Source organism: Aeromonas sp. QDB25, assembly GCF_027707725.1.
In the GTDB taxonomy this organism is placed as follows: Bacteria; Pseudomonadota; Gammaproteobacteria; order Enterobacterales; family Aeromonadaceae; genus Aeromonas; species Aeromonas caviae.
The window spans coordinates 33,570-57,404 of sequence record NZ_JAPCIZ010000025.1 but is presented as its reverse complement, the minus strand read 5'-3'; the positions used below and the strand labels follow the sequence as shown (position 1 = coordinate 57,404).

Sequence of the window (23,835 nt, the reverse complement as noted above, 5' to 3'; positions counted from 1 at the left end):
CTGCTTGGACAATGCGGTGGTAGAAAACTTCTTCGGGCTGCTAAAGAGCGAATGCTGGTTCAACGAGAAATACGAGGACACGGAGCAGTTGAAGCGAGCAGTGGATGAATACATCCACTACTACAACCATGAACGGCTCAAAGTAAAACTAAACGGCCTGAGCCCGGTACAGTACCGAACTCAGGCCATGTCATCCGCCAGCTAACGTGTCCAATAAATGGGGTTCACTTCACAAGGGCGGCTTTTTGGTTCATATCGCAACGTCTACTGATCTGCCGGTCGTTCCAGGCCAAAGTGTGCGTAGGCTCTCTGAGTTGCGATCCGCCCTCTGGGTGTACGTTGCAGATAGCCTTGCTGGATCAGATAAGGTTCCAGCACGTCTTCTATGGTGTCCTTCTCCTCACCGATGGCGGCGGCCAGGTTGTCGAGCCCGACGGGCCCCCCCATAAACTTGTCGATGACGGCCAACAATAGCTTGCGATCCATGAAGTCGAAACCTTCGTTGTCCACGTCCAGCATGTCCATGGCACGGGCCGAAATGGGTCCGTCAATTCGCCCGTCAGACTTCACCTGGGCAAAATCCCGTACCCGCCTTAACAAACGGTTAGCAATGCGCGGTGTCCCCCGGGAGCGACGGGCTACCTCGAGAGCGCCGTCTTCCGTCATGTCGAGCCCGAGGCAACGGGCGCTGCGAGAGACGATGTCGGTCAGGTCCTTGACGTTGTAAAACTCGAGGCGCTGCACGATGCCAAACCGGTCACGCAGGGGGCTGGTGAGGGAGCCGGCCCGGGTGGTGGCACCGATCAGGGTGAAGGGAGGGAGATCGAGCTTGATGGAGCGGGCCGCCGGCCCCTCCCCTATCATGATGTCGAGCTGATAATCCTCCATGGCCGGGTAGAGCACCTCCTCCACCACCGGGCTGAGACGGTGGATCTCGTCGATGAAGAGCACATCGTTCGGTTCCAGGTTGGTGAGGAGCGCCGCCAGATCGCCGGCCTTCTCCAGCACGGGGCCCGAGGTGGTCTTGATGTTGACCCCCATCTCGTTGGCGACGATGTTGGCCAGCGTGGTCTTGCCAAGGCCGGGAGGCCCGAAGATCAGCAGATGATCGAGGGCCTCCCCGCGCTGGCGGGCGGCCTCGATGAAGATCTCCATCTGATCGCAGACGTGCTCCTGTCCGGTGTAATCGGCCAGCTTTCTGGGCCGGATGGCCCGATCGATGATCTCGTCCTCACGGGCGGCACCGGCCGAGATGAGGCGATCCGCTTCAATCATTGTCTACCTCACACCAGGCTGCGCAGGGATTCACGAATGATCTCCTCTACCGACATGCCGTCGGCGGCTACCTTGCTGACGATCTGGCTGGCCTGCTGCGGCTTGTAGCCGAGGGCCACCAGTGCACTGGCCGCCTCCTCGCTCGCATCCGGGGCACGCAGCGGGCTCTCTTTCGCGGGCAGGGTGATTTCGGCCGGGGAGAAGAGATCGTGGCTGACCCAGCCCTTGAGGCGGTCTTTCATCTCCACCACCAGGCGCTCGGCGGTCTTCTTGCCCACGCCGGGCAACTTGACCAGGGAGCTTATCTCCTCGCGCTCGACGCTCATCACAAACTGGGTGGCCGTCATGCCGGAGAGAATGGCCAGGGCCAGCTTGGGGCCGACCCCGTTGGTCTTGATCAGCTCGCGAAACAGCGCCCGCTCCTGCTTGTGGTTGAAGCCGTAGAGCAGCTGGGCATCTTCACGCACCACGAAGTGGGTGTGAATGACGGCCTCCTTCCCGAGTTCGGGCAGATCATAGAAGCAGCTCATGGGCATATGAACCTCATATCCCACCCCTCCGACTTCCAGCAACACCTCGGGGGGTTGCTTCTCGATGATGACGCCTCTCAAGCGACCGATCATGTTCTTTTCCTCGCCACGCAGACTCTCGCAAATTGGGTCATAGCATAAAGAATAACTGGATAAGTATCCAGCATAGGTCCATGCAGATCATGGGATGACCCGCTCTTCATACCCAGCCATTTCCCTCGTTCAGAACACAGTCTGTCACTTTATTTTCCATCAGGGATGGCACATCTTCGTCATTGATTGAACACTGAAATGGTCTTGTTCGGCACCAGGGAAGGCTTGAATCATGAAAATCGTCACCACATCCAACCTCGGACTCACCATTCTGCTCGGCTGCACCCTGGGCATGGGGGCGATCGGCTGGTATGGCAGCCAGCGGCTGGCTGATCTGCTCTCCTACGTCCTGGGTGCCGCCTGGCAGACGGCAGATGGTGCCATGGAGGGCTCCATCGAACTCGGCAACCAGTCGCTCTATATCCAGAAGATGCTCTCGGGGATCCCCCTCGACGCACCGGAGCTGCAACGGGCAAAAGAGGCGGCCAGCGACGCTTTGCGCCGGGTGGAGCAAGGCGGGCTCATCGATGCGGCGGCCATTACCACGCTGAAGCAGCAAGAGCAGGCACAGCTGCTGACCCTCTATCGCACCTTCACGAGCGCCGATGAGGCGCTGCGTGCCAGTTCGGAACGCATGTCACGCCTCTCGACCAGGCTGGAAGTGATCGGTGACGAGGCCGTCGAGAGCCTCACCCGCTCACCGGATCAGGCCATCAGCTGGAACGGCGGCCTCGCGACCCGCTGGCAGGCGGCCGATGGCGGCATGGAGGCCAACATCGGATTCCTGCGCCAGCTCTATGCGCTGGAGAAGATGCAGAGCGAAGGCCCTACTCCTGCCATCCAGGCCGAGCTGGCACAAGCCACCCGCTTCTATCAGGACGCGGTTGACGGCATGCTGGCAACCGGCCAGTTCGATGTGCCCGGCGACGGGGAGTTTGCAGGCCAAATGCTCTCCACCCAGTATCGTGCCCTGCAAGCCGACAATGCCCGCCTGATCCGTGAATGGACCACAGCCCTGAGCGCTTATCAGAACCAGCTGGCCCGTTACGAACACAGTGCCGACCAGCTCAGGCTGGCGCTGGTCGAGGTCGAGGCCCAGGGGACGCCACCGTCGAGGATCAGGTTCACCAGCTCAACGCCATCATCGACTACACCAGGGGACTCATCCTGGGGGGCTTGCTGCTCAGCCTGCTGATCGTCACCTGCTGCGGCTTCTGGCTGGTACGCACCATTGTTCGCCCGCTACTCCAGGTCGACAAGCGCATGCAGGACATCGCCGCCGGGGAGGGAGATCTCAATGCCCGCATCAACCTCTCACGCGACGACGAGATTGGCTCCCTGGCCGGCAGCGTGGATCGCTTCATCGAGAAGCTGCAGAAGATGATCAGCGCCACCATGGACAACAACCAGCACGTGCACACCTCGGTCAACCGGGTCCAGGCCATCAGCCAGAGCAGCCGCCAGACCGCAGCGCATGCCCAGGCGCTGCACCACGACAGCGAGCAGATGGTGCAGGTGGCCACCACCATCTCGGACAACTGCAACCTGGCGGCACACAACGCCAACGAGGTGCGCCAGCTCACCACGCAAAGCAGCCAGTATGTCTCCTCCGCCACCGCCGGCATGCAGCGGGTGGTCATGGAGGTGGGTGAATGTGCCACCGCCATCAACGCCCTCAAGGAGCAGGCAGGGCAGATTGGCCAGATCATCTCCACCATCAGCAATATCTCGGAGCAGACCAACCTGCTGGCACTCAATGCCGCCATCGAAGCCGCCCGGGCGGGCGAGATGGGGCGCGGTTTTGCCGTGGTGGCCGACGAGGTGCGCACCCTGGCCAATCGCACCGCCACCTCCAGTGCCGAGATAACGGACGTGATCAACAGCATCCAGCAGCAGACAGAGCAGGCTTATCTGATGATGCAACGCAACCTGAAAACCGTGGAATCGGGTATGGCGGACTCCGACAACACCAAGCAGATCCTGTTCAAGGTAGAAGAGGACATCGATCAGCTCGCCGACATGGTGCAACAGGTGGCAGAGGCGACCAGCCAGCTCTCCCACACCCTGGGGCACACCACGGGCAAGGTTTCGGATATCAGCCTGCAGGCCCAGACGGGCTAACAGGAAGCCCAGGAGTGCCTGCAACTGGCCTCCTCCCTCCATCAGGCCAGCCAGCAGCAACAGCAGTTGCTGTCGCAATTTCGGGTCTAGTGCGGGCGGGGCAAGGCCCCGCCCTCCCCCCAGCGCCGCTGAATTTAGCCCTTGGGCCGGGGGGCTTCGCCTGTTAAAATTCCGCACTTGAAATTTTCCAGGGCCAAGCCGCCCGAACTAGCGAAGGTCTACCGCGATGCGTACCAGCCAATATCTGCTTTCCACTCTCAAGGAAACCCCCTCCGACGCTGAAGTTGTCAGCCACCAGCTGATGCTGCGCGCCGGGATGATCCGCAAACTCGCTTCCGGCATGTACGCCTGGCTGCCGACCGGCCTGCGGGTCCTGAAGAAGATTGAAAACATCGTCCGCGAAGAGATGAACAATGCGGGTGCCGTCGAAGTATCCATGCCGGTGGTACAGCCCGCCGAGCTGTGGCAGGAGTCCGGCCGCTGGGATGACTACGGCCCCGAACTGTGCCGCCTGACCGACCGTCACAACCGCCCCTTCGTGCTGGGTCCGACCCACGAAGAGGTGATCACCGCGCTGGTCCGTTACGAAGTGAACAGCTACAAGCAACTGCCGCTGAATCTGTACCAGATCCAGACCAAGTTCCGCGATGAAGTGCGCCCCCGTTTCGGCGTGATGCGTGGCCGCGAATTCCTGATGAAGGATGCCTACTCCTTCCACATCGACAAGGCCTCCCTGGTCGATACCTATGAGAAGATGCATGCGGCCTACTGCACCGCCTTCACTCGCATGGGTCTGAACTTCCGCCCGGTGCAGGCCGATACCGGCTCCATCGGGGGCACCGGCTCCCACGAATTCCAGGTGCTGGCCGAGAGCGGTGAAGACTTGATCGCCTTCTCCGATACATCCGATTACGCCGCCAACATCGAGATGGCCGAAGCCCTGGCACCGGCTGGCGAGCGCGCTGCCGCAACCAAAGCCCTGACCAAGGTGGCCACCCCGGCCGTCCACACCATCGATGAAGTAGCCGCTTTCCTGAACGTGGCGCCGACCGCCATCGCCAAGACCCTGCTGGTACTGGCCAAGGAAGACGAGCACGGCAAACAGGCCGTCATCGCCCTGGTACTGCGTGGCGACCACGAGCTGAACGAAATCAAGGCCGAGAAGCTTTCTGGCGTGGCTAACCCACTGACCTTCGCCAATGACGAGCAGATCAAGGCTGCCGCCGGTTGCGACGCAGGCTCCATCGGCCCGGTCGGCTTTGCCGGTCGCATCATCGTCGATCGCAGCGCCGCCCATCTGAGCGATTTTGTTTGCGGCGCCAACGAGACCGGTTTCCACATGACCGGTGCCAACTGGGATCGCGACATCGCCTCTTACGAAGTGGCCGACCTGCGCAACGTGGTGGAAGGTGATCCGAGCCCGTGCGGCCAGGGCAAGCTGCTGCTCAAGCGCGGTATCGAAGTGGGCCACATCTTCCAGTTGGGCACCAAGTACTCCGAAGCGATGAAGGCGAGCGTGCTGAACGAAGGCGGCAAGTCCGTCACCATGGAGATGGGTTGCTACGGTATCGGGGTTTCCCGTCTGGTGGCTGCGGCCATCGAGCAGAACAACGACCAGTACGGCATCATCTGGCCGGATGCCATCGCCCCGTTCGAAGTGGCCATCGTGCCGATGAACATGCACAAATCCGAGCGCGTGGCCGAGCAGGCGCAACAGTTCTACGCCGAGCTCAAAGCCGCCGGTGTGGACGTGCTGTTTGACGACCGCAAGGAGCGCCCGGGTGTGATGTTCGCCGACATGGAGCTGATCGGTGTGCCCCACGCCATCGTCATCGGTGACCGTGGTCTGGACAACGGCGTGGTTGAGTACAAGTGCCGCCGCTCCGGCGAGAAGCAGGAAGTGGCGATCAAAGAGATCGTTGCCCTGCTCAAGGCCAAGCTGGGTCGCTGATAACGCCGACACCGCCTTTCGCTTTTCATAGGAAAGCCCCGAGTGCCACGGCACTCGGGGCTTTTTATATGGCTCTCAGCCATGATGCACAAAAATGCGTCTCCAGCGTGAACCAATGAGATAACTGCATTGCCCTGTACACGCCACGGCTGATTTCCTAGACTGGCGCTCTTTACCCAGCTTGCCCGAGAAGTTATGTCCATCGCCTCAGCCAATACCGTTGTCGTGCTCGACTTCGAGACCACAGGGCTTTCACCCGGACAAGGGGATAGAGCCATCGAGATCGGTGCCGTCAGAATCAAGAATGGCCATATCAGTGAGCGTTTCTCGGCATTGATGAATCCGGGCTTCAACGTGAGCAGCTTCATCGAGCAATATACCGGGATCAGCAATGCCATGCTGAAACAGGCTCCCCCCTGTAACGAGGTGATGGCGGATTTCGTCGACTTTATCGGTGATGACAATCTGGTCGCCCACAACGCCTCCTTCGACAAGCGCTTTCTGGATGCGGAAATAGAGCGATTGCCGGCGCAATACCGCGGCCAGTTCGCCTGTTCCCTGCTGCTATCGAGGCGCCTGTTTCCCGATGCTCCGGATCACAAGCTGGGTACCCTGGTGCAATACCGGAGCCTGCCCAATGACGGGGTGTTTCACCGTGCCCTGGCGGATGCAGAGGTGACGGCCCACCTCTGGCTTGCCTTGTTGGAAGAGCTGGCGTGCCGACATGGCATTATCGACCCGGACTTTGAATTGCTGCTGACCCTTGGCAAGAAGCCAAAACAGGTGATTCCATCCTTCCTGCGGGAATATGCGACTCGGAAATAATATGTGCCGACATGCATCATCAATCATCCATGCCATGTCGGCACTGAATTTACCCGCCTTCACATCCATGATGGCCCGGCGTAAAGAGAGGCAGGCAAGCAGATAATTTAGCACTGCACATCAATGAAAAAGCGCGCCAAATGGCGCGCTTTTTTTCCTTGTCATCTGGCGACGGGGCCGGTTCACGGCGCTTCAGGCATTACGACCGATAAAGAGATCGGTCACATGGCAGCTGCTTCTCGCGGCCAGCGCATCCAGCATGTAGGCTGCCGCGTCTTCCGGCGTCATGAAACCACTCGAATCCACGTGATCCGAATTCTCCCAGAACTCGCTGCGGATCCCGCTCGGATAGAGGTTCACCAGTCGCAGGGGAGCACTCTTCAGCTCGGCCCGCAAGGATTCGAGAAAGCCGCGCATGCCCCATTTGGAGGCGCAATAGAGGCTCTCGTTGGCCTTGCCGGTCTGGGCAGCGGAGGAGAGCACATTGGCCAGCACGCCGCCCTGGTCGCCGATGAGACGCACCGTCTGCTGGGCCACCAGTATGGTGGAGATGAGATTGCTCTCCACCACCCGGCGGATCTGCTCGGCGGTGTAGACACCCACCGGGCCGAACTCGCCGACACCGGCACAATGGATCACCATGTCGGGCAGGCCGCCCCACTCCACCGCAGCGGCAAAGGCGACATCCACCTCTTCGTGGTGTGCGAGATCGGCGGCAATGCCGATCACCGCCTTGCCGAGCAGCTCTTCCTGCTCCTGCAGTTTCTGGTAACGGCGACCCATCATGGAAACCTGATGGCCGCGTTCAACCAGCCCTATGGTCAGGGCGCGGCCCAGTCCGGACCCCGCGCCAGTCACTATGATGTGGCCCATGTGTGCTCCTCAGGGAGATCAGAAGGTGAATTCACCACCGATGAACCAGCCGTCGATGGTCTGATCGACGCGATCGAAGTCCATCTCGGCCTCACGCCAGCCGGCGCGGATCTTGAGCGGCACGGAAGAGAACTTGTAGGAGCCGCCCAGACGGTAGTCGTAGTTGTCGGCATCCTGCACCCGCATATCGCCAAACGCCGCAAAGCCGGTCCCCGGGATGCGTACTTCCCCCCCGGTGTAGGCCATCAGCACATCCTTGTCATAGGAGTAGTGCTGGGTGTTGAAATCACCGTCGTAGCGACGACCGGTCAGACCCAGATCGATCTGGAACAGATCGTTGTTGAACAGGCGATAGTAGAGGCTCAGGTCGTAAGCCAGCAGATCGTTGTTGAAGCTGCCGCCGCTGCTGCTGAAGTCGGACATTTCGAACTTGGCGTTGGGCAGCAGCAGGATGCCGTGCTCCAGTTGCAGGTAGCCGCTCCAGTTGTAGTTCTCGTCGTAGCTGCCATCGGCACCCACGCTGCTGACCTGGCCACTTCCCTGGGCATTCCACAGATCGGCACCCGCCGCAAAACGCCAGTCATTGGCGGCCATGGCCCCATGGCTGAGCAGAGCCATCACAGTGCCGGCAATCAGGGTCTTCTTCATCACTTCGCTCCATTTTGGACTGGAAAGGCCATCATTTTACCCGCTGGGCAAGGAATACCTAGAGTAAAAAGCTGAACAAGCGTCCATAAATGTCAGTGCTTCATCCCTTTCATGGGTTCGACCGGCTTCACGGGCAGGCTCAGTGACAGCGTCTGCCCATCGTCCAGGGTCAGGGTCAGGGTCAGCGGGAAGGGCGTGCCCTGGGACAGGGTATGGATGTCGAACAACATGATGTGCAGGCTGCCGGGCTTGAGCACGGCCTCCCCCTTGGCCGGGATCTCGATACTCTCCACCTGGCGCATCTTCATGACGCCGTTCTCGTGCAAATGGGTGTGCAGCTCGACACGGCCCGCCTCAGGAGACGCTCCCGCCACCAGTTTCACCGGTTTGTCTCCATCGTTCCTGAGCACCATGAACGCCGCCGTGTTCGGCGAACCAGGGGGCAGCAGGCGCACATAACCATCGACTGCGTCGACCTTGGCCAGGGCCGGGGCGGCCAGAAGCAGTGCCATGGTGGAATAAAACGCACGTTTAAACATGGTTGAAATCCTTTTATGATGTTGTTAAACGAGACAAAGCTTACCCCTGTGGCAAGCTTTTGACAGCCCCCGACAACAAGGATTCAGACATGGCCCTCACAATTCTGGCCGAACAGCAGGACGGCTTGCTCACCCTGACCTTCAATCGACCGGAAAAGCGCAATGCCCTCAACACGGAGACGTATCTGGCGCTGACCGATGCACTGCGCCAGGCAGCCCGGGACGAAGAGGTCCATGTGCTGCTGTTGCAGGGCCAGGCGGAGTGCTTCACCGCCGGCAACGATCTGGCCGACTTTGTTGGCAAGCATGCCCTTGAGCCGGACGACCCCATCCTGCAATTTCTGCACACCCTGGCCGACTTCCCCAAACCGGTGATCGCCGCAGTGGGCGGCCCGGCAGTCGGCATCGGCACTACCCTGCTGCTGCACTGCGACCTGGTCTATCTGGGTGACAACGCCCGGCTGCAGCTGCCTTTCGTCGAGCTGGGACTGGTGCCGGAGTTTGCCGCCAGCCTGCTGCTGCCACGCGCCGTCGGTCACCTCAAGGCGGCGGAGCTGTTGCTGCTGGCAGAGGCCATCGATGGGGAAGAGGCGCTGCGTCTCGGGCTCGCCAACCGGGTGCTGGCCCCGGCGGACCTGCTCCCCTTCGCTCGGGAGCAAGGATTGAAACTAGCGGCCAAGCCGCCGATGGCGCTCCAGAAGAGCAAGGCGCTGCTCAAGCAGGAGCTCAAACAGGCGGTGCATTTCGTCATCGACCTGGAAGCGCGCGCCTTCGCCCAGGCCCTCCAAGGGGAAGAGGCGCAAAACCGCATCGCCAGCAAGCTGCAAAAACGGCGCTGAACTCAGTTGAGACGGAACCGGCCTATCAACTCGCAGCCCTGCACCCTGTCCTGCACCTGGATAAGCCGGGCGATCTCCGGATTGGGGTGGCGCTTCAAGAAGGAGAGCAGGGCGGCGCGGCAGCAGCCCAGCTCGCTGATGAGGGATTCGCACTCCCGGTTGGGGCACTGGGGCACCAGGGCAGTGACCAGCTCGGAGGCGAGCTTGAGGTAGCGCAGTTCATAGGCGGGCTCTTCCATGGCACGCCAGAAGTCGGCCATGCGGTGACAGGTGGCGACCCGCATGCTGGCCAGTTCGTCCAGATCCCCGGAGGCCAGCTCATACACTTCCCCCAGGGCCTGCTGATAGAGGCAGATCGCCGTGCCCAAAGCCCCCATGCCAAGGGCGTTCTCCGCCTCCAGCATGTAACGTTGCCAGTTCTGATGTTCCATGTTCCTCTCCTTTGCCGACACGAGTGGAGTTTGTATCATGGCCAATCGAGAACAAATATCAACCAGACCCTTTGTGCAGGATCCCTCAACCCGCCGTTCTGGGCTGATTGACGCGACACTGCTTGCCGGGGTAACCAGGCAGATCCGACGCCTTGCTGCTGCACGCCAGCCGTTTGGCTTCGGCGAGGCGATCCGCGAGGTTGACCTCATCGATCGGCTGCCAGGCCATCTGCTGGCCGAGCCAGCTGGCCCAGGCAAACTCGACGAAGTAGACCTGATCCTTCTTGCTGAAGTAGCCCGCATCCTGCAACAGCCCCGCCAGGGTGCGGTAGGGGTAATCCGGCAATTCACCGATATGGCCGGGCAACTGCTCGGGAGTCAGGGGTTGACCCCGTTCATCCTTGAGCCAGGCCCAGTGGTTGTTCTGCATCTGGCTCCAGAAATTGGCCCTGTCCTGCAACCGTGCAATCACCTTGACCCTGACCTGCTTCACCCCCTGCTGCCACAGCGCCTTGGTCAGGTGGTGCCTGTCCACCAGCCAGTAACCCCCATCCGGCGCGATGACGATGGGGATCTCTTTCTTTTTCATCAGCTTGTCGAGCTGCTTCTCGCTCTTGTCCGCCAGCTCCCGGGCTGTGGTATCCACCTGCAACTGCCCCACGCCGCCCTGGGTGGGGTGCAGCGCCTCTATGTTCACTTCGCACCAGCTTCCCACCGGGCTGCTCTTCTCGCACGGGGACAACGCCCAGGCGCCCTGGCTCAGCACGCAGACCAACAAGATCCATGCTCTCATCACTCTCTCCTTTTCCTGGCGCTCACGGCGCCCCCTCGTTGACAGCCGCATCGGATATCATGGGACTCATGCTGGCGGTCTGACCAGCAAAGGGGATATCATGATTTCCCATCTGCCGGCGATGCATTCTCGCCGAGTTTTCTCCCCGCTTCACACATTTTGAAGGATTCACCATGAAAGGATGGAGCCCCCTACTGGCCCTGCTGGGCTGTGCCTGCGTCCAGGCCGCCGATGTGCCGCCCGGTACCCCACTCGCCGCTGAACAAGCCGTCGTCCGTCATCTCAAGGATGAACCGGCGAGCCTGAGCCCTCTCAAGCTGGTGGGACTGCCGGAGCTGCAGGTCCTCAGAGACCTTTACGAGGGGCTGCTGACCCAGGGGCCGGACGGCAAGGTGCTGCCCGGGGTGGCATCCCGCTGGGACAACGAGGGGAACCAGACATTCACCTTCCACCTGAGGCCGGATGCCCGCTGGTCCAACGGCGACCCCGTGCGCGCCGCCGACTTCGTCTATGGCTGGCGCAAGCTGGTTGACCCCAGGGAAGCCGCCACTTTCGCCTGGTTCGCCCAGCTCGCTCGCTTCGACAAGGTGGACGACATAGTGGCAGGCAAGCTGGCCCCCGATGCGCTCGGGGTGGAGGCCGTCGATGACCATACCCTGAAGGTGACCCTCTCCCAGCCGGTGCCCTATTTCCTGAGCCTGCTGACCCATCCCAGCCTGTCGCCCCTGCACCAGGCCAGCATGGAACAATATGGCAACCAGTGGACCCAGCCCGGCAAGCTGGTGGGCAACGGCGCCTTCGTGTTGAGTCACCGGGTGGTGAACGAGAAACTGGAGCTGACGCCCAATCCCTACTACTGGGATCGCGCCCACACGGTGCTGACCCGCGTCACCTTCGTGCCCATCAACCAGGAGAGCGCGGCCACCCACCGCTATCTGGCCGGGGATCTGCACATCACCGAATCCTTCCCCAAGGAGCAGTACCAGAGCCTGATGGCCCAGATCCCGGGGGAGGTCTATACCCCGGAACAGCTCGGCACCTACTACTACGCCTTCAACACCCAGCGCCCGCCCCTCAATGATGTGCGGGTGCGCCAGGCGCTCTCCTACACCATCGACAGGGGCCTGATTGCCGACAAGGTGCTGGGCACCGGGGAGAAACCGGCCTACCACTTCACCCCGGACGTGACCGCCGACTTCGACCCCAAGCCCAATCTGCTTTCCACCAGCAGTCAGCTGGCGCTGGACGAGCGTGCCAGAGCCCTGCTGAAAGAAGCGGGCTACGGCCCAAGCAATCCTCTCAAGCTGACCCTGCTCTACAACACGGCAGAAATTCACAAGAAGATGGCGCTGGCCATCGCCAACCTGTGGAAACAGAAGTTGGGGGCCCGGGTCGAGCTCACCAACCAGGAGTGGAAAACCTATCTCGACAGCCGTCAAAGCGGCCAGTTCGAGGTGATCCGCTCCTCCTGGGTCGCCGATTACAACGACCCCTCCGCCTTCCTCGGGCTCTGGGGATCGGGCCACAGCGGCAACATGGCCCGGTTCGCCAACCCGGCTTACGACAAGCTGCTGGCGCAGGCGGCCAACAGTCAGGATCCCGCAGAGCGGGCCCGCCTGTTCGATGAGGCCGAGGCCATCTTGCAGAAGGAGGCCCCCATCGCCCCCATCTACCAGTACACCAATGCCCGGCTCATCAAGCCCTGGCTCAAGGGGTATCCCATCAACAACCCGGAAGACGTGGCCTACAGCCGTCAGCTCTACCTCGTCAAACACTGAGTCCGGGGAGGGGTCGGGACACCTGACCCCTCCTGGCACTATTCCTGTTCAAGTTCCCGGCATAAAATGCCGCCTCTTTTCATTCATCAACCCCGTGATCCGATCCTGCCATGCGTGCTCTGCTCCTGATTGCCCTGTTTGTTGCCCTTCCCGCCAAGGCCGCCGATGAAACCGAATGCCGCCAGGCCTTCCTCGAATGGATGTTGAGCCAGCAAAAGCAGTTCAGCGACCGCAAGGCCAGCAAGATGGATCGGCGCAATGCCGAACGAGCCATCGATCAGGCCCGGGATGCCTTCGCCAAGCAGGAGAGTTTCTGCCAGGCCATGGCCTGGGTCGCCAGCGCAGAAGACAATGACCCCCGCTTCAAACCGAGGACGGGGGAGATCCACGACTTCACTCCCCGCGGCTGAGCCCGCCATCTACGACTTTTTTCAGCCTTTCCCGTGTTGATTTATTGACCCAAGCCAAGGTGGTGTAACAGTCCGCATCTACAATGACGCCGTAACAATCACAAAAATAAAAAATAACTTTATCAGTTACTTGGCTCATTCAGGATGCGCACATGACCACAACCCGGCACGAAGGGGAGATCCGTTTCCCCGATCACATATCACTGATCTCGACCACGGATCCCGCCAGTCACATCACTTATGCCAACCAGCACTTTTGCGATGTGGCGGGCTACAGCGCGACCGAAATGGAAGGGGAGCCCCACAATCTGGTCCGCCACCCCGACATGCCCAAGGCCGCGTTCGCCGACATGTGGCGCCGCCTGCAACAAGGCAAGAGCTGGATGGGGCTGGTAAAGAACCGCGCCAAGAGTGGTCAGTTCTACTGGGTCAACGCCTACGTCACGCCGATTCTCAACGATCAGCAGCAGATCATCGAATACCAGTCTGTCCGCACCCGTCCCCAGGATCACGACATCGCCTGGGCAGAGCAGCTCTATGCCCGGATCCGTGACGGCAAGGCACTGCCCTGGCTGACCCGGCTGACCCTGGAGCCGGGGCAGCTGTGTCTGCTGCTCTCTGGCACCGCCCTGCTCGGCATGGGGGCCAGTCTGGTCACCGGCCAGCCGGGGTGGGGAGTCATCACCCTGCTCTGCTTGCTGGCCCAGATGGGGCATGGCTGGCATCTGCAACGGCGGCTGGCCAGGCTGCTGGCCATGGCGGGCGAGGAGCAGGGCAGCGCCCTTTGCCAGGTACTCTATGCCAGGCGTCAGGACAGCCTGGCCGCCCTTGAACTGCTGCTGCGCATGAAGAAGGCGGAGCTGCGCGCCGTGGTAGGTCGCAGCGCGGACACCAACCAGCAGATCCTGCAGGCGGCGGAGGATGACAGGGGGCATATCCAGACCATAGACACTCACCTGCAACAGCAGCGGGCCCAGAGCGAGCAACTGGCGGCGGCCATCACCCAGATGAGCCAGTCCATCCGCGATGTGGCTGACAATGCCCACCAGGCCAATGCGCTGGTGGGCGAGGTCCAGCAGGTGTCCGCCAGTGGCCAGCAGGCGCTGGCCACCACCCGGGATTCGGTCGACAGGCTTCATCAGGAGCTGGACGCCAGCCAGGGCGTGCTGGCGCGCCTGACCCAGGACAGCCAGAAGATCAACGGCATTCTGGAGGTGATCGGGCAGATTGCGGATCAGACCAACCTGCTCTCCCTCAATGCGGCCATCGAGGCGGCACGGGCCGGTGAACAGGGGCGCGGCTTTGCGGTGGTGGCCGACGAGATACGGGCCCTGGCCCAGAAGACCCGCAGTTCCACCGGCGAGATAAGCGACATGATAGGGGCGCTGCAACAGAGTACCCGGCAACTGTCCGATGGCATGGAGCAGGGGGCCCAGACATCAGTGCTCTGTCAGCAGCACATGGGGGCCACCGCCGAGGTGCTCGACCAGATCAACCGGATGCTGGCCCGGGTGACCCACACCAGCGACGAGATAGCCCAGGCGGTGAGCCAGCAGGCGGATGTCACCATCACCCTGGATCAGGGGATCCACCAGATCCACCAACTGGCGAGCCACACCGCGGACAACAGCCGTCAAGCCCTCGATGGCATCACCCTGCTGGTGGAGCGGCTGCAAAACCTCTCCCGCCTGATCAACCAGTTCCACGACTGACCCCCTTGCCGTGTAGTTTGGCGCGCCCCCGGGCGCGCTGCCGATCTCTCCTCTCCTTCACGACGACAGGCTCCCGCCGGGGGCAAGAAGTCCGTCTCAGGATTTGCCCTTGAACTGCTTGATGCTGCGCTTGCCCTGGGTGCGACGGTTCGCCTGCTTGTCTCTTGGCGCCCGTTTGCTCTCCCCACTGGCGGGTTTGTCGGTCACCGGGAAACCTGCCAGCGCCGCCAGGGGCAGGGGCCGACCGGTCAGGGCCCGGATCCCCTCGAGCGCCTCCCCATCACCGTGGCAGGTAAGGGAGATGGCCAGACCGCTCTGCCCGGCACGGGCGGTACGACCGATACGATGCACGTAGACGGGCGCATGGTCCGGCAGATCCAGATTGATCACCACGGGCAATGCCTCCACGTGGATGCCACGCGCCATCAGGTCCGTGGCCACCAGCACCCGCACCCTGCCCTCCTTGAAATCCGCCAGCGCCTGCTCCCGCGTGGCCTGATCCTTGTTTCCGTGCAGGGCCGCCACCGTCATGCCAGCCCTGGCGAGTTTCTTGGCCACCCCGTCCGCGTCGTCCCTGGCACTGATGAAGACCAGCACCTGGGGCCACTCTCCGGCCTCCAGCACGGCGATCAGCGCAGGCACCTTGCTGCTCCTGTTGACCAGATAGAGCCGCTCCTCGATGTCGCTCACCAGGCTGTTGAGCGGCTCGGCCTCGATGCGCACCGGATCCTGCAGCAGGCCCGAGGCCAGGCTCTCCAGTTCGATCGGCAAGGTGGCGGAGAAGAGCATCTGCTGCCGCGCCCCCGGCATTGCCTTCATCAGCCACTGGATATCGGGCCAGAACCCCATCTCCAGCAGGCGATCCGCCTCATCCAGCACCAGCATGCGCAGGGCACCCAGTCCCAGCGTCTGCTGGGCCAGCAAGTCCCGCAACCGTCCGGGGGTCGCCACCAGCAGTTGGGGGCCGAGAGCCAGTTCCCGCTCCTGCCACTCCTGGGCCACCCCGCCACACAGGGTCAGAAGGCGCACCCCCAACCCGTCGGCAATCTCCTGCAGGGCGGCGCTCACCTGGCTTGCCAGCTCCCGGGTGGGGACCAGTACCAATCCCTGTACCCGGTCACTGGCTGCGTCCAGCCTCTGCAGCAGCGGAAGGCCGAATGCCAGGGTCTTGCCACTGCCGGTCCTGGCCAGGGCAAGCAGATCCCGTCCTGACAAGGCAGCAGGAATGGCTAGCTGCTGAATGGGGGTCGGTTTTTGCAGCGCGGCGGGCAGCAGGGGCAACAGGGCGGGGTCAAGGGCGAGTTCGTCAAACGTCATGGGGATCGCAAATACAGGCTGAACGAGGATGTGGAGGCGAAGTCTAGCCAGACCCACCCCATAAGTAAAAGGTTCGGGAGCGCAATAAAAACGGCCTGCCCCGTGTGAACGGGGCAGGCCGTCAGGCAATCAGCCTGTGACGCGACTTACAGAACGGCCAGGGCGGCGGCGTAGTTCGGCTCGTCGGCGACTTCGGCCACCAGCTCGCTGTGCAGCACCTTGTCGTGCTCATCCAGTACCACGATGGCACGGGCAGCCAGACCCACCAGCGGGCCGGAGGAGAAGGCCACGCCGTAGTCCTGCAGGAAGGAGACACCGCGCAGGGTGGAGAGGTTCACCACCTTGTCCAGACCCTCGGCGCCGCAGAAACGGGCCTGGGCGAACGGCAGGTCGGCAGAGATGCACAGCACGACGGTGTTGTTCAGGGCGCTTGCCTGCTCGTTGAACTTGCGCACGGAAGTGGCGCAGGTCGGGGTGTCGACGCTCGGGAAGATGTTCAGGATCTTGCGCTTGCCGGCGAAGGTCGCCAGGGTCGCATCGGACAGATCGCCAGCAACCAGGGAGAAGGGCTTGGCCTGCTCACCGGCAACGGGGAAGTGGCCGGAGACGGAGACGGGGTTGCCTTGCAGAGTGACGGTATTGCTCATGTTAGGTCCTTGATGATTGATGTGGGATCCAGGGTCCCCAGTATAGGCCCGCCACGGGATGACAAACACCCGCTAATGAAAGGGATTTGGCATCCCTTTGCGTCCCTCCTGCTCCAGTGGCAGATCAGCGGCCACTGTCATGGCCCCGGACAAAGAGGAGAAGAGGGCTTGACCTTGGACTTTACACCAAGGTTTACACTCGGCTCAGTCATCCAGGATCCCGCAGGGGCGGGATCCCTCAAGAGGAACGCATCATGAGCAAATCCTGCTGCAGCCATCAACACGCCGCTGCCCCCATCAAGGCCGTCAGCAAGGCCGCCACCCCACAGGCCGGGCACAGCCACACCAGCCACTGCTGCGACAACGGGGCACAGGCCAGTGGTGTCGCCAACCCGACCCGCCACGATCATCAGGGGCAAAGTGGCGCAGACGGCCCGGGGGATGAAGAGCCCCCCAGAGGCGCTTGCGCCACCGACACAGCCCACGACCACGATCATCATGAGCAGGGGCACGCCCACACGGGCGCCGCGACCGAGCCGCCGCTGACGACCCCCGAGCAGAACAGCCGCCGCCACAGCTGGCAGGTGCTGGGCATGGATTGTCCCAGCTGTGCACGCAAGATAGAGACCGCCGTCAGCCGGGTGGAGGGCGTACAGCAGGCTCGGGTGCTGTTTGCCACCGAGAAGCTGGTGGTGGATCTGGCCCCCGGCCTCTCCCCCGACCCCGTTACCGCCGCCGTGCTGGCCGCCGGCTTCCAGCTCAAAGGGGACGTTCAGAACACGGCTCGCAGCGAACCGGGCCGCAGCCCGCTGATGCAGAGGGTCAGTAACCTGCTCGGCAAATACTGGCAGCCCCTGTCGCTGGCCGGCCTGATGGGGGTGGCGGCCCTGCTGCCGAGCCAGATCGGTCAGCCGCTCTTTACCCTGGCCACCCTCTGGGGGCTGTGGCCCGTCGCCCGCAAGGCGTGGGCACTGACCAGAAGCGGCTCCCCCTTCGCCATCGAGACCCTGATGACGGTCGCCGCCGTGGGGGCCCTCTTCCTCGGCGAAACCGCCGAAGCGGCCATGGTGCTGCTGCTGTTCATGCTGGGGGAACATCTGGAAGCCTACGCCGCTGGCCGCGCCCGCGCCGGGGTCACCGCCCTGATGACGCTGGTGCCCGACAAGGCGCTGCGCATCCGCACCCCTGCCGAGGGCGAGGTACGGGAAGAAGTCGCTGCCGACCAGCTGCGCCCCGGTGACATCATCGAAATCGCCCCGGGTGCCCGCCTGGCCGCCGATGCCCGCCTGCTCGACCCCCTCGGCGCCTTTGACGAGAGCGCCCTGACCGGCGAATCCATCCCGGTGGAGCGCCGCCGGGGTGACAAGGTCCCCGCCGGCAGTCTGGCGGCGGATCGGGTGCTGCGCCTCGAGGTGGTGTCCGAACCCGGCAACAACGCCATCGACCGCATCCTGCACCTCATCGAGGAGGCCGAGACCCAGCGCGCTCCCATCGAGCGTTTCATCGACCGCTTCAGTCGCTGGTATACCCCGGCCATGATGCTGGTCGCCCTGCTGGTGGTGCTGGTACCGCCGCTCGCCTTCGGCCAGAGCTGGGACGAGTGGGTCTATCGCGGGCTGGCGCTGCTGCTGATCGGTTGCCCCTGCGCCCTGGTCATCTCCACCCCGGCGGCGGTCACCTCGGCACTGGCGGCAGCCACCCGGCAGGGGGCCCTCATCAAGGGGGGCGCCGCCCTGGAGCGCCTCGCCCACATCGATACCCTGGCCTTCGACAAGACCGGCACCCTGACCCTGGGCAAGCCGCAACTGACCGAACTGGTGAACCTCAATGGCCAGCCTGAGGCCGACCTGCTGGCGCTGGCGGCGGCCATCGAACAGGGCTCCCACCACCCGCTGGCCCACGCCGTGGTGACGGCGGCCAGCGAACGGGGCCTCAGCCTCGCTGCCGCCCAGGAGCTGCGCGCCCTGCCCGGCATGGGGGTAGAGGGTCGCATCGACGGAGTCCTCTGGCAGCTGCTGGCACCGAGCCGGGTCGCCACCCTGGATGCGGCGATGCAGGCCCGGGTCGCCACCCTGGAGCAGCAAGGCAAGACGGTGGTGGTGCTCGGTCAGCCTGACGCCGCCCCGGCCGCCCTGCTGGCCCTGCGCGACCAGATCCGGCCGGAAGCGGCTGCGGCGCTGCAAGAGCTGAGCGAGCTTGGTCTCAAGAGCATCATGCTGACCGGCGACAACCCCCGCGCCGCCGAGGCCATCGCCGGCGAGCTCGGCATGGGCTGGCGCGCCGGCCTGCTGCCGGAGGGCAAGGTCGATGAAATCGCCAAGCTCGGCCTCAGCCAGAAAGTCGCGATGATCGGCGACGGCATCAACGACGCCCCGGCCATGAAGCGGGCCAGCATCGGCATCGCCATGGGAGGCGGCACCGACGTGGCGCTGGAAACCGCCGATGCGGCACTGACCCACAACCAGCTCGGCGGGGTTGCCGCCATGATCCGGCTCTCCCGCGCGGCGCTGGCCAACATCCACCAGAACATCGCGCTGGCGCTGGGGCTCAAGGCCATCTTCCTGGTCACCAGCCTGCTCGGCATCACCGGCCTGTGGATTGCGGTGCTGGCCGACACCGGCGCCACCGCCCTGGTCACCGCCAACGCCCTGCGCCTGCTGCGAAAACGCTAGGCCGACCGTTAACGGTACAACCAACAGCCGCCCCAACGGGGCGGCTTTTTTATTGCCTCGCCCACAGCAAAGAAAAAGCGCGGCTGCCGGTCGGCAGTCGCGCTTTGCTTACTCTCTCGGTGTTATCCCGCCCTTGGCGAGGCGGAATTCAACCTGGGGTTGCCGAGCCAACCCCGGGCTCGATGGGAAAGACTTACTTGGCGCTGCACTCCTGGATGATGACGCTGCCCACCTCGCCGGAAGTCTGGGTCGGGTCAACCTTCACCAGGAAGCTCCACAGACCCTGTTCCAGTGTGATGCTGTTGTTGCCCATGCCACCGTCGCCGTGCTGGAGCGGGTAAACCTGCTCGGGCTCCAGTGCGATCAGGGTGCCACCGGCATCCTTCACGAAGAACTGCTTGCTCCAGTTGCCATCGTCGTTGGCAAACTTGAAGTCAAAGCTGCCCGCGTAGTTGAAGGCGGCCTGATAGATGGCGAGGTTGCCTTCCATCCCCTTGTAGCTCAGCTGGTAGGCCGGCTGGGCGTTCCAGTCGCTCAGACTGCCGCGCACATAGAGCGGGAAGCCGAGCGGATTGCCCGCGACGGTATCCAGCACCTTGCAGCTCTGCGCCGGTTCGGTGTAGCTGACGCTCAGGGTGGGCTTGTCCTTGTTCATGGCGGTGAAGACAAACTTGTAGGTGCCAGCCTTCTCCACGTTGAACGGCAGATCCCCGCCATTGGCACAGAGCGTATTGACCTGGCCGGTCGCAAGCTGGTCGGTATCGCTGCACTTGCCGTAATTGACGGGTCCGCTCCACTCGTTGCCAGCGATCTTCACCTGGGTCGACCCCAGCTGATCCGCCGTCACCTCGGTGGTGAACTCATAGGTGAAGTTGCCACTGAAGTTCATCTTGTTGACCGGATCCCACTGATTCAGGAAACCGCGCACGAATACCTCGGTGTCACCAAAGGGAGGCAAGGTGCTCAGATCCGTCTTCTTGCTCACCGGCAGCCCCGCGCCCTGGGCACCGCTCTGCGGCTTGACGAACACCGCCGCCGACCAGGCGCCAAGGGTCAGCTGACCGCTGTCATTGGCCGCCCCGCTGGCGATGCTGTCGGAGTCACGGTGGGCACCGCTCAGGACCATGCCGGTCAGATCGATGGGCTGATCCTTGCCGTCACGGAAATCGCCGATGCTCTGGGGCTGATTGGTGGCGTTGATCATCACCACCAGGCCGTCGATGGCCGGATCCAGATCCGCACCGGCGCCCACCCCGTCATCCACGCTCATCACGATGAGACCCGGGATCTGCTCAGGGCCGGTGTTGCGGAAGTCGACCCGCTTGATCACCTCGGCGCCGCTGCCAAGACGCAGCAGACGAGAAGATTGACGCAGTTCGGAGAGCTCCTGGTAGAAGTTCACCATCTGATGCATCTCGGCCGAACCCGGTTTGGCGTGCTGGCCGAGCACCTGCTCGATCAGCTCGTAGTTGGCCTCGTCCTTGTCCTTGCGCGGCAGCCCTTTGTCAAAATTATTGTCACTTAAGCCGTAGTCGACCCGGTTGTACCAGTCACCGGAGTCGTAGCTGTCCCGCTCCATGGACTTGGAACGCAGCAGCTCGACACCCGCGTGGGTGAAGGGAATGCCCTGACCCAGCATGGCAGTCGCCAAAGAGACCCCCTGCATCCGCACCAGGTCGGCCCCGGCGGGTGCCTTGTAGGCCAGGTTGTCGAACAGGGTCTGGTTGTCGTGCTTGTCGACATAGTTCTGGATTTCGGTCGGATCCTGGGCATAGCCCGCCGGTTGACCGTTGTAGTCGATGTCGGAGCCTTTCTTCGGAATGCCGTCCTTGTCGGTCAGCACGAACTCCTTGAGGTTGCCCGCCATGCCGAGGCGCACCAGATCGGACTGATGCAGGGCGGTGGCGAGATCGACGCCGTCCAGCTCGTTGGCATCCACCAGGGCGCCGTTGCCAAAGCCCTGAGTCTTGCGAATGGCTTCGCCGCCGTCGAACGGGCTGCCGCCGCGCACCGCGTCACGCAGCCGGTCGGAGAAGGAGCCGATGCCGGTACCGGCCAGATGCTTCTGGGTCGCCTGTACGAAGCGCTTGTCATCCTGTACCTCGCCGAAGTTCCACCCCTCGCCGTAGAAGTACATGTCCGGATTGACCTTCTTCACCTCGGCCAGGGCCTGCACCATCTGATCTTTCGGGTGATGGCCCATGAGGTCGAAGCGGAAGGCATCGATCTTGTAGTCCCGTGCCCAGGTGACCAGGGAGTCATCCATCAGCTTGGCGAACATGGCGTGTTCCGGCGCCGTGTTGGAGCAGCAGGTGGAGTTTTCCACCGAACCGGTCTCCGGATTGAGGCGCTGGTAGTACCAGGGCACAATCTTGTCGAGCACGGATTTGGAACCGAGACCCGCTTCGTTGGTGTGGTTGTAGACCACGTCCATCACCACGTTCATGCCGATGTTCTGCTTGATGGCCTGCACCATCTCGCGGAACTCCTTGATCCGGGTCGTCCCCTCCGCATTGGTGGCGTAGGAGCCTTCCGGAGTGGTGTAGTGGTAGGGGTCATAGCCCCAGTTGAAGGAGTCCACCCCGCGCAGATAGCCGTACAGCTCCTGCACCACGGGGTTCTCCTTGCTGTCGCTGGCTTGCAGATCACCGAGCACGGCTTCGATGGTCTCGCCGCCACCACAGTGGCTGGCAAACCTGGAGTTCTTGACCTCGGGATTGACCTCGCACAGCTTGCTGAAGTCATCGCCGATGTTGGCCACCTTGGCCGGGTCCTCGTTGACGGTGGCGATGTCGAACACCGGCAGCAGGTGCAGGTGGCTGACGCCGCTCTTGGCCAGGGATTTCAGGTGGGTGACGGGCACGCTGTCGCTGTCGGTCAGCCCGAGGAACTTGCCGCGGTGCTCCACCGGCGTCGACTCGTCGTTGCCGGTCAGATCCCGGACGTGGGCCTCATAGATGGTGATGTCGGCGGGGTTCTTCTGGCTGTGGGGGCGCCTTCAGGCTGTCCCAGCCTTCCGGCTTGAGGGCCGGATCGTCGAGATCCACCACCTGGCTGAACTCGGAGTTCATCGCCAGGCTCAGGGAGTAGGGGTCGGTCACCTGATAGGATTCCAGCTTGCGGCTGACCGGGTGATAGACCTGGATATCGTAGCGGTAGTATTTGCCGACCAGATCGCTGCCCCCCTGCACGCTCCAGCTGCCGCTGGCCTCGTCCAGGGTCATGGCGCGCTCGCCAAGCGACTTGTGCTGCTCGTCGAACAGCGCCAGCTTGACCGACTTGGCGGTCGGCGCCCAGAGCCGGAAGGTGACATTGCCCCCCTCCACCACGGCGCCGTAGGCCAGCTTGGTGGCCGCTTCGCTGTAAAGGGCATCGAGGGCACCGGCACTCTGCACCAGGGTCGCACCCTGCAGGATGCCGTCCGCATCGGTCCCGATGGCGACCAGCTCACCCTTGAGCAGGGGCTTGAGATCTTTCCCCGCAGGCAGGGCGAAGGCGGCGGCATCCTTGAGGTGCGGGTATTTGGCCTGCTGCTCTTCGGTCAGGCTGGTCGGGGTCAGCTTGAGGTAGGGGAAATCGAATACACCCTCGCTGTTTGCGGTGATGGTGCCTGACTCTGTGTAGTAGAGGCGCACATAGGGCTTGTCCTTGCCCCCTTGCCAAATCAGGGTGTTGTCGTCGATGAGATGGGCACTGGCCCCCGCCACGCCGAAGGCGGCGGTGAAGGCTTCCGCCCGGCTGCCGAAGATCTCGTTCTTGCCGGCGACGATGGCCACGGTGCGATCCGGGTGATCACTGAAGACCACCTTCATGTCGCTGCCGGTCAGGTTCGCGAGATCGCCGTTGCGGGCGATGAAGTTGATGCAGCCTTCCATCTTGGAGAGCGGCACGACCCAGGCCGGACCAAAACTGTCCGCCGCGGACGGCGTCTTGCTCTTGTCATCCCAACCGGTGTTGAGGCCGCCCTCCGAGGTCGAGTTGCAGGCGTCGTTGTTCCACAGGTGCAGGCTGTGGCTGGCGAACGGGCCGGTGACACCGCGCGCCGCGCTGGTCTGGGTATCCACCAGGGCGATGACCGCTTCGTCGGGGCCGGCCGTCAGCAGTTCGGCCGGGGGCTGGACGTTGGGAAGACGAGCGACGGGCTCATCCTGAGGGGCAGGGGCAGGAGCAGAAGAACTGTTGTCGTTACAGCCTGACAAAAGCGCGAGCAGTGAGGCTGTTACCAGCGCCACTTTGGTCTTTTTCATATCCATTTTTTTATAATTCCCGCTGTAGTTAGTCTCGATATCCGAGTACCCGGTCATTGCCGAGCGGTGTCATATTAATCAGCGGGAATTGCCGTAAATGTGAGCGGATGGGCAAAAAAAACCAATCCGCATCA

Annotated in this window: 17 protein-coding genes and 2 pseudogenes; 9 read left to right on the top strand and 10 right to left on the bottom strand. The window is 62.8% G+C overall.

Annotated features, from left to right (window positions below):
- On the top strand, positions 1–205 hold a 205-nt coding region (locus tag PG883_RS10970), incomplete at its 5' end, for an IS3 family transposase (protein WP_270807206.1).
- A gap of 59 nt (positions 206–264) precedes the next feature.
- Here PG883_RS10970 and ruvB read toward each other — a convergent pair.
- Together ruvB and ruvA are read right to left on the bottom strand one after the other, a co-directional pair.
- A complete protein-coding gene (ruvB, locus tag PG883_RS10965; protein WP_270807205.1) occupies positions 265–1,275 on the bottom strand; it encodes a Holliday junction branch migration DNA helicase RuvB in 1,011 nt (336 codons plus the stop codon).
- Positions 1,276–1,283: 8 nt separating this feature from the next.
- Positions 1,284–1,898, bottom strand: a complete 615-nt coding sequence (gene ruvA, locus PG883_RS10960; protein ID WP_010672867.1) for a Holliday junction branch migration protein RuvA — start codon at positions 1,896–1,898, stop codon at positions 1,284–1,286.
- Between the two features lie 232 nt (positions 1,899–2,130).
- On the opposite strand from ruvA, the pseudogene PG883_RS10955 reads away from it, so the two are divergent.
- The 3 genes and pseudogenes from PG883_RS10955 to PG883_RS10945 all read left to right on the top strand — a co-directional run bounded on the left by PG883_RS10955 (position 2,131) and on the right by PG883_RS10945 (position 6,795).
- A pseudogene (locus PG883_RS10955) lies at positions 2,131–4,109 on the top strand (methyl-accepting chemotaxis protein).
- Positions 4,110–4,245: 136 nt separating this feature from the next.
- Positions 4,246–5,970: a proline--tRNA ligase gene (locus PG883_RS10950; RefSeq protein WP_270807204.1), complete on the top strand. Its 1,725-nt coding sequence runs from the start codon at positions 4,246–4,248 to the stop codon at positions 5,968–5,970.
- A 195-nt stretch (positions 5,971–6,165) separates the two neighbouring features.
- Positions 6,166–6,795 (top strand): 3'-5' exonuclease, encoded by a 630-nt coding sequence (locus tag PG883_RS10945; RefSeq protein WP_270807203.1) that lies wholly within the window; start codon positions 6,166–6,168, stop codon positions 6,793–6,795.
- A gap of 192 nt (positions 6,796–6,987) precedes the next feature.
- Here PG883_RS10945 and PG883_RS10940 read toward each other — a convergent pair whose 3' ends face one another.
- From PG883_RS10940 to PG883_RS10930, 3 genes are all read right to left on the bottom strand, one after another.
- A complete protein-coding gene (locus tag PG883_RS10940) occupies positions 6,988–7,668 on the bottom strand; it encodes an SDR family oxidoreductase (RefSeq protein ID WP_103244239.1) in 681 nt (226 codons plus the stop codon).
- An 18-nt stretch (positions 7,669–7,686) separates the two neighbouring features.
- The gene (locus tag PG883_RS10935) at positions 7,687–8,316 is read right to left on the bottom strand and encodes a TIGR04219 family outer membrane beta-barrel protein (RefSeq protein WP_010672862.1); all 630 of its coding nucleotides are present in this window, start codon (positions 8,314–8,316) and stop codon (positions 7,687–7,689) included.
- A gap of 92 nt (positions 8,317–8,408) precedes the next feature.
- A complete protein-coding gene (locus PG883_RS10930) occupies positions 8,409–8,855 on the bottom strand; it encodes a copper chaperone PCu(A)C (RefSeq protein ID WP_270807202.1) in 447 nt (148 codons plus the stop codon).
- An 89-nt stretch (positions 8,856–8,944) separates the two neighbouring features.
- Between PG883_RS10930 and PG883_RS10925 the strand changes: the two genes are divergently transcribed.
- Entirely contained in the window at positions 8,945–9,694 is a 750-nt protein-coding gene (locus PG883_RS10925; RefSeq protein WP_201985516.1) for an enoyl-CoA hydratase-related protein, read from the top strand.
- A gap of 2 nt (positions 9,695–9,696) precedes the next feature.
- Here the strand turns inward: PG883_RS10925 and PG883_RS10920 are convergent, their stop codons facing one another.
- Together PG883_RS10920 and PG883_RS10915 are read right to left on the bottom strand one after the other, a co-directional pair.
- Positions 9,697–10,125, bottom strand: a complete 429-nt coding sequence (locus PG883_RS10920; RefSeq protein WP_010672859.1) for a DUF2753 family protein — start codon at positions 10,123–10,125, stop codon at positions 9,697–9,699.
- Between the two features lie 85 nt (positions 10,126–10,210).
- On the bottom strand, positions 10,211–10,918 hold the full coding sequence (locus tag PG883_RS10915; RefSeq protein ID WP_270807201.1) for a ParB-like protein: 708 nt from the start codon (positions 10,916–10,918) through the stop codon (positions 10,211–10,213).
- A 173-nt stretch (positions 10,919–11,091) separates the two neighbouring features.
- On the opposite strand from PG883_RS10915, the gene PG883_RS10910 reads away from it, so the two are divergent.
- From PG883_RS10910 to PG883_RS10900, 3 genes are all read left to right on the top strand, one after another.
- A complete protein-coding gene (locus PG883_RS10910) occupies positions 11,092–12,696 on the top strand; it encodes a peptide ABC transporter substrate-binding protein (protein ID WP_270807200.1) in 1,605 nt (534 codons plus the stop codon).
- A 110-nt stretch (positions 12,697–12,806) separates the two neighbouring features.
- Positions 12,807–13,106 carry a hypothetical protein gene (locus PG883_RS10905; RefSeq protein ID WP_049635948.1) on the top strand — a complete coding sequence of 100 codons (300 nt, stop codon included), beginning with the start codon at positions 12,807–12,809 and terminating at the stop codon, positions 13,104–13,106.
- A 152-nt stretch (positions 13,107–13,258) separates the two neighbouring features.
- On the top strand, positions 13,259–14,818 hold the full coding sequence (locus tag PG883_RS10900; protein WP_270807199.1) for a methyl-accepting chemotaxis protein: 1,560 nt from the start codon (positions 13,259–13,261) through the stop codon (positions 14,816–14,818).
- Between the two features lie 96 nt (positions 14,819–14,914).
- On the opposite strand, the gene PG883_RS10895 is transcribed toward PG883_RS10900, so the two are convergent.
- Positions 14,915–16,135: a DEAD/DEAH box helicase gene (locus tag PG883_RS10895; RefSeq protein WP_270807198.1), complete on the bottom strand. Its 1,221-nt coding sequence runs from the start codon at positions 16,133–16,135 to the stop codon at positions 14,915–14,917.
- Positions 16,136–16,281: 146 nt separating this feature from the next.
- Positions 16,282–16,782 carry a thiol peroxidase gene (gene tpx / locus PG883_RS10890; protein ID WP_010672853.1) on the bottom strand — a complete coding sequence of 167 codons (501 nt, stop codon included), beginning with the start codon at positions 16,780–16,782 and terminating at the stop codon, positions 16,282–16,284.
- A 254-nt stretch (positions 16,783–17,036) separates the two neighbouring features.
- Between tpx and PG883_RS10885 the strand changes: the two genes are divergently transcribed.
- Positions 17,037–19,454, top strand: a complete 2,418-nt coding sequence (locus PG883_RS10885) for a zinc/cadmium/mercury/lead-transporting ATPase (RefSeq protein WP_270807197.1) — start codon at positions 17,037–17,039, stop codon at positions 19,452–19,454.
- Positions 19,455–19,647: 193 nt separating this feature from the next.
- Here PG883_RS10885 and pulA read toward each other — a convergent pair.
- Positions 19,648–23,707, bottom strand: a pseudogene (gene pulA / locus PG883_RS10880) (pullulanase-type alpha-1,6-glucosidase).
- Positions 23,708–23,835 lie beyond the last annotated feature (128 nt).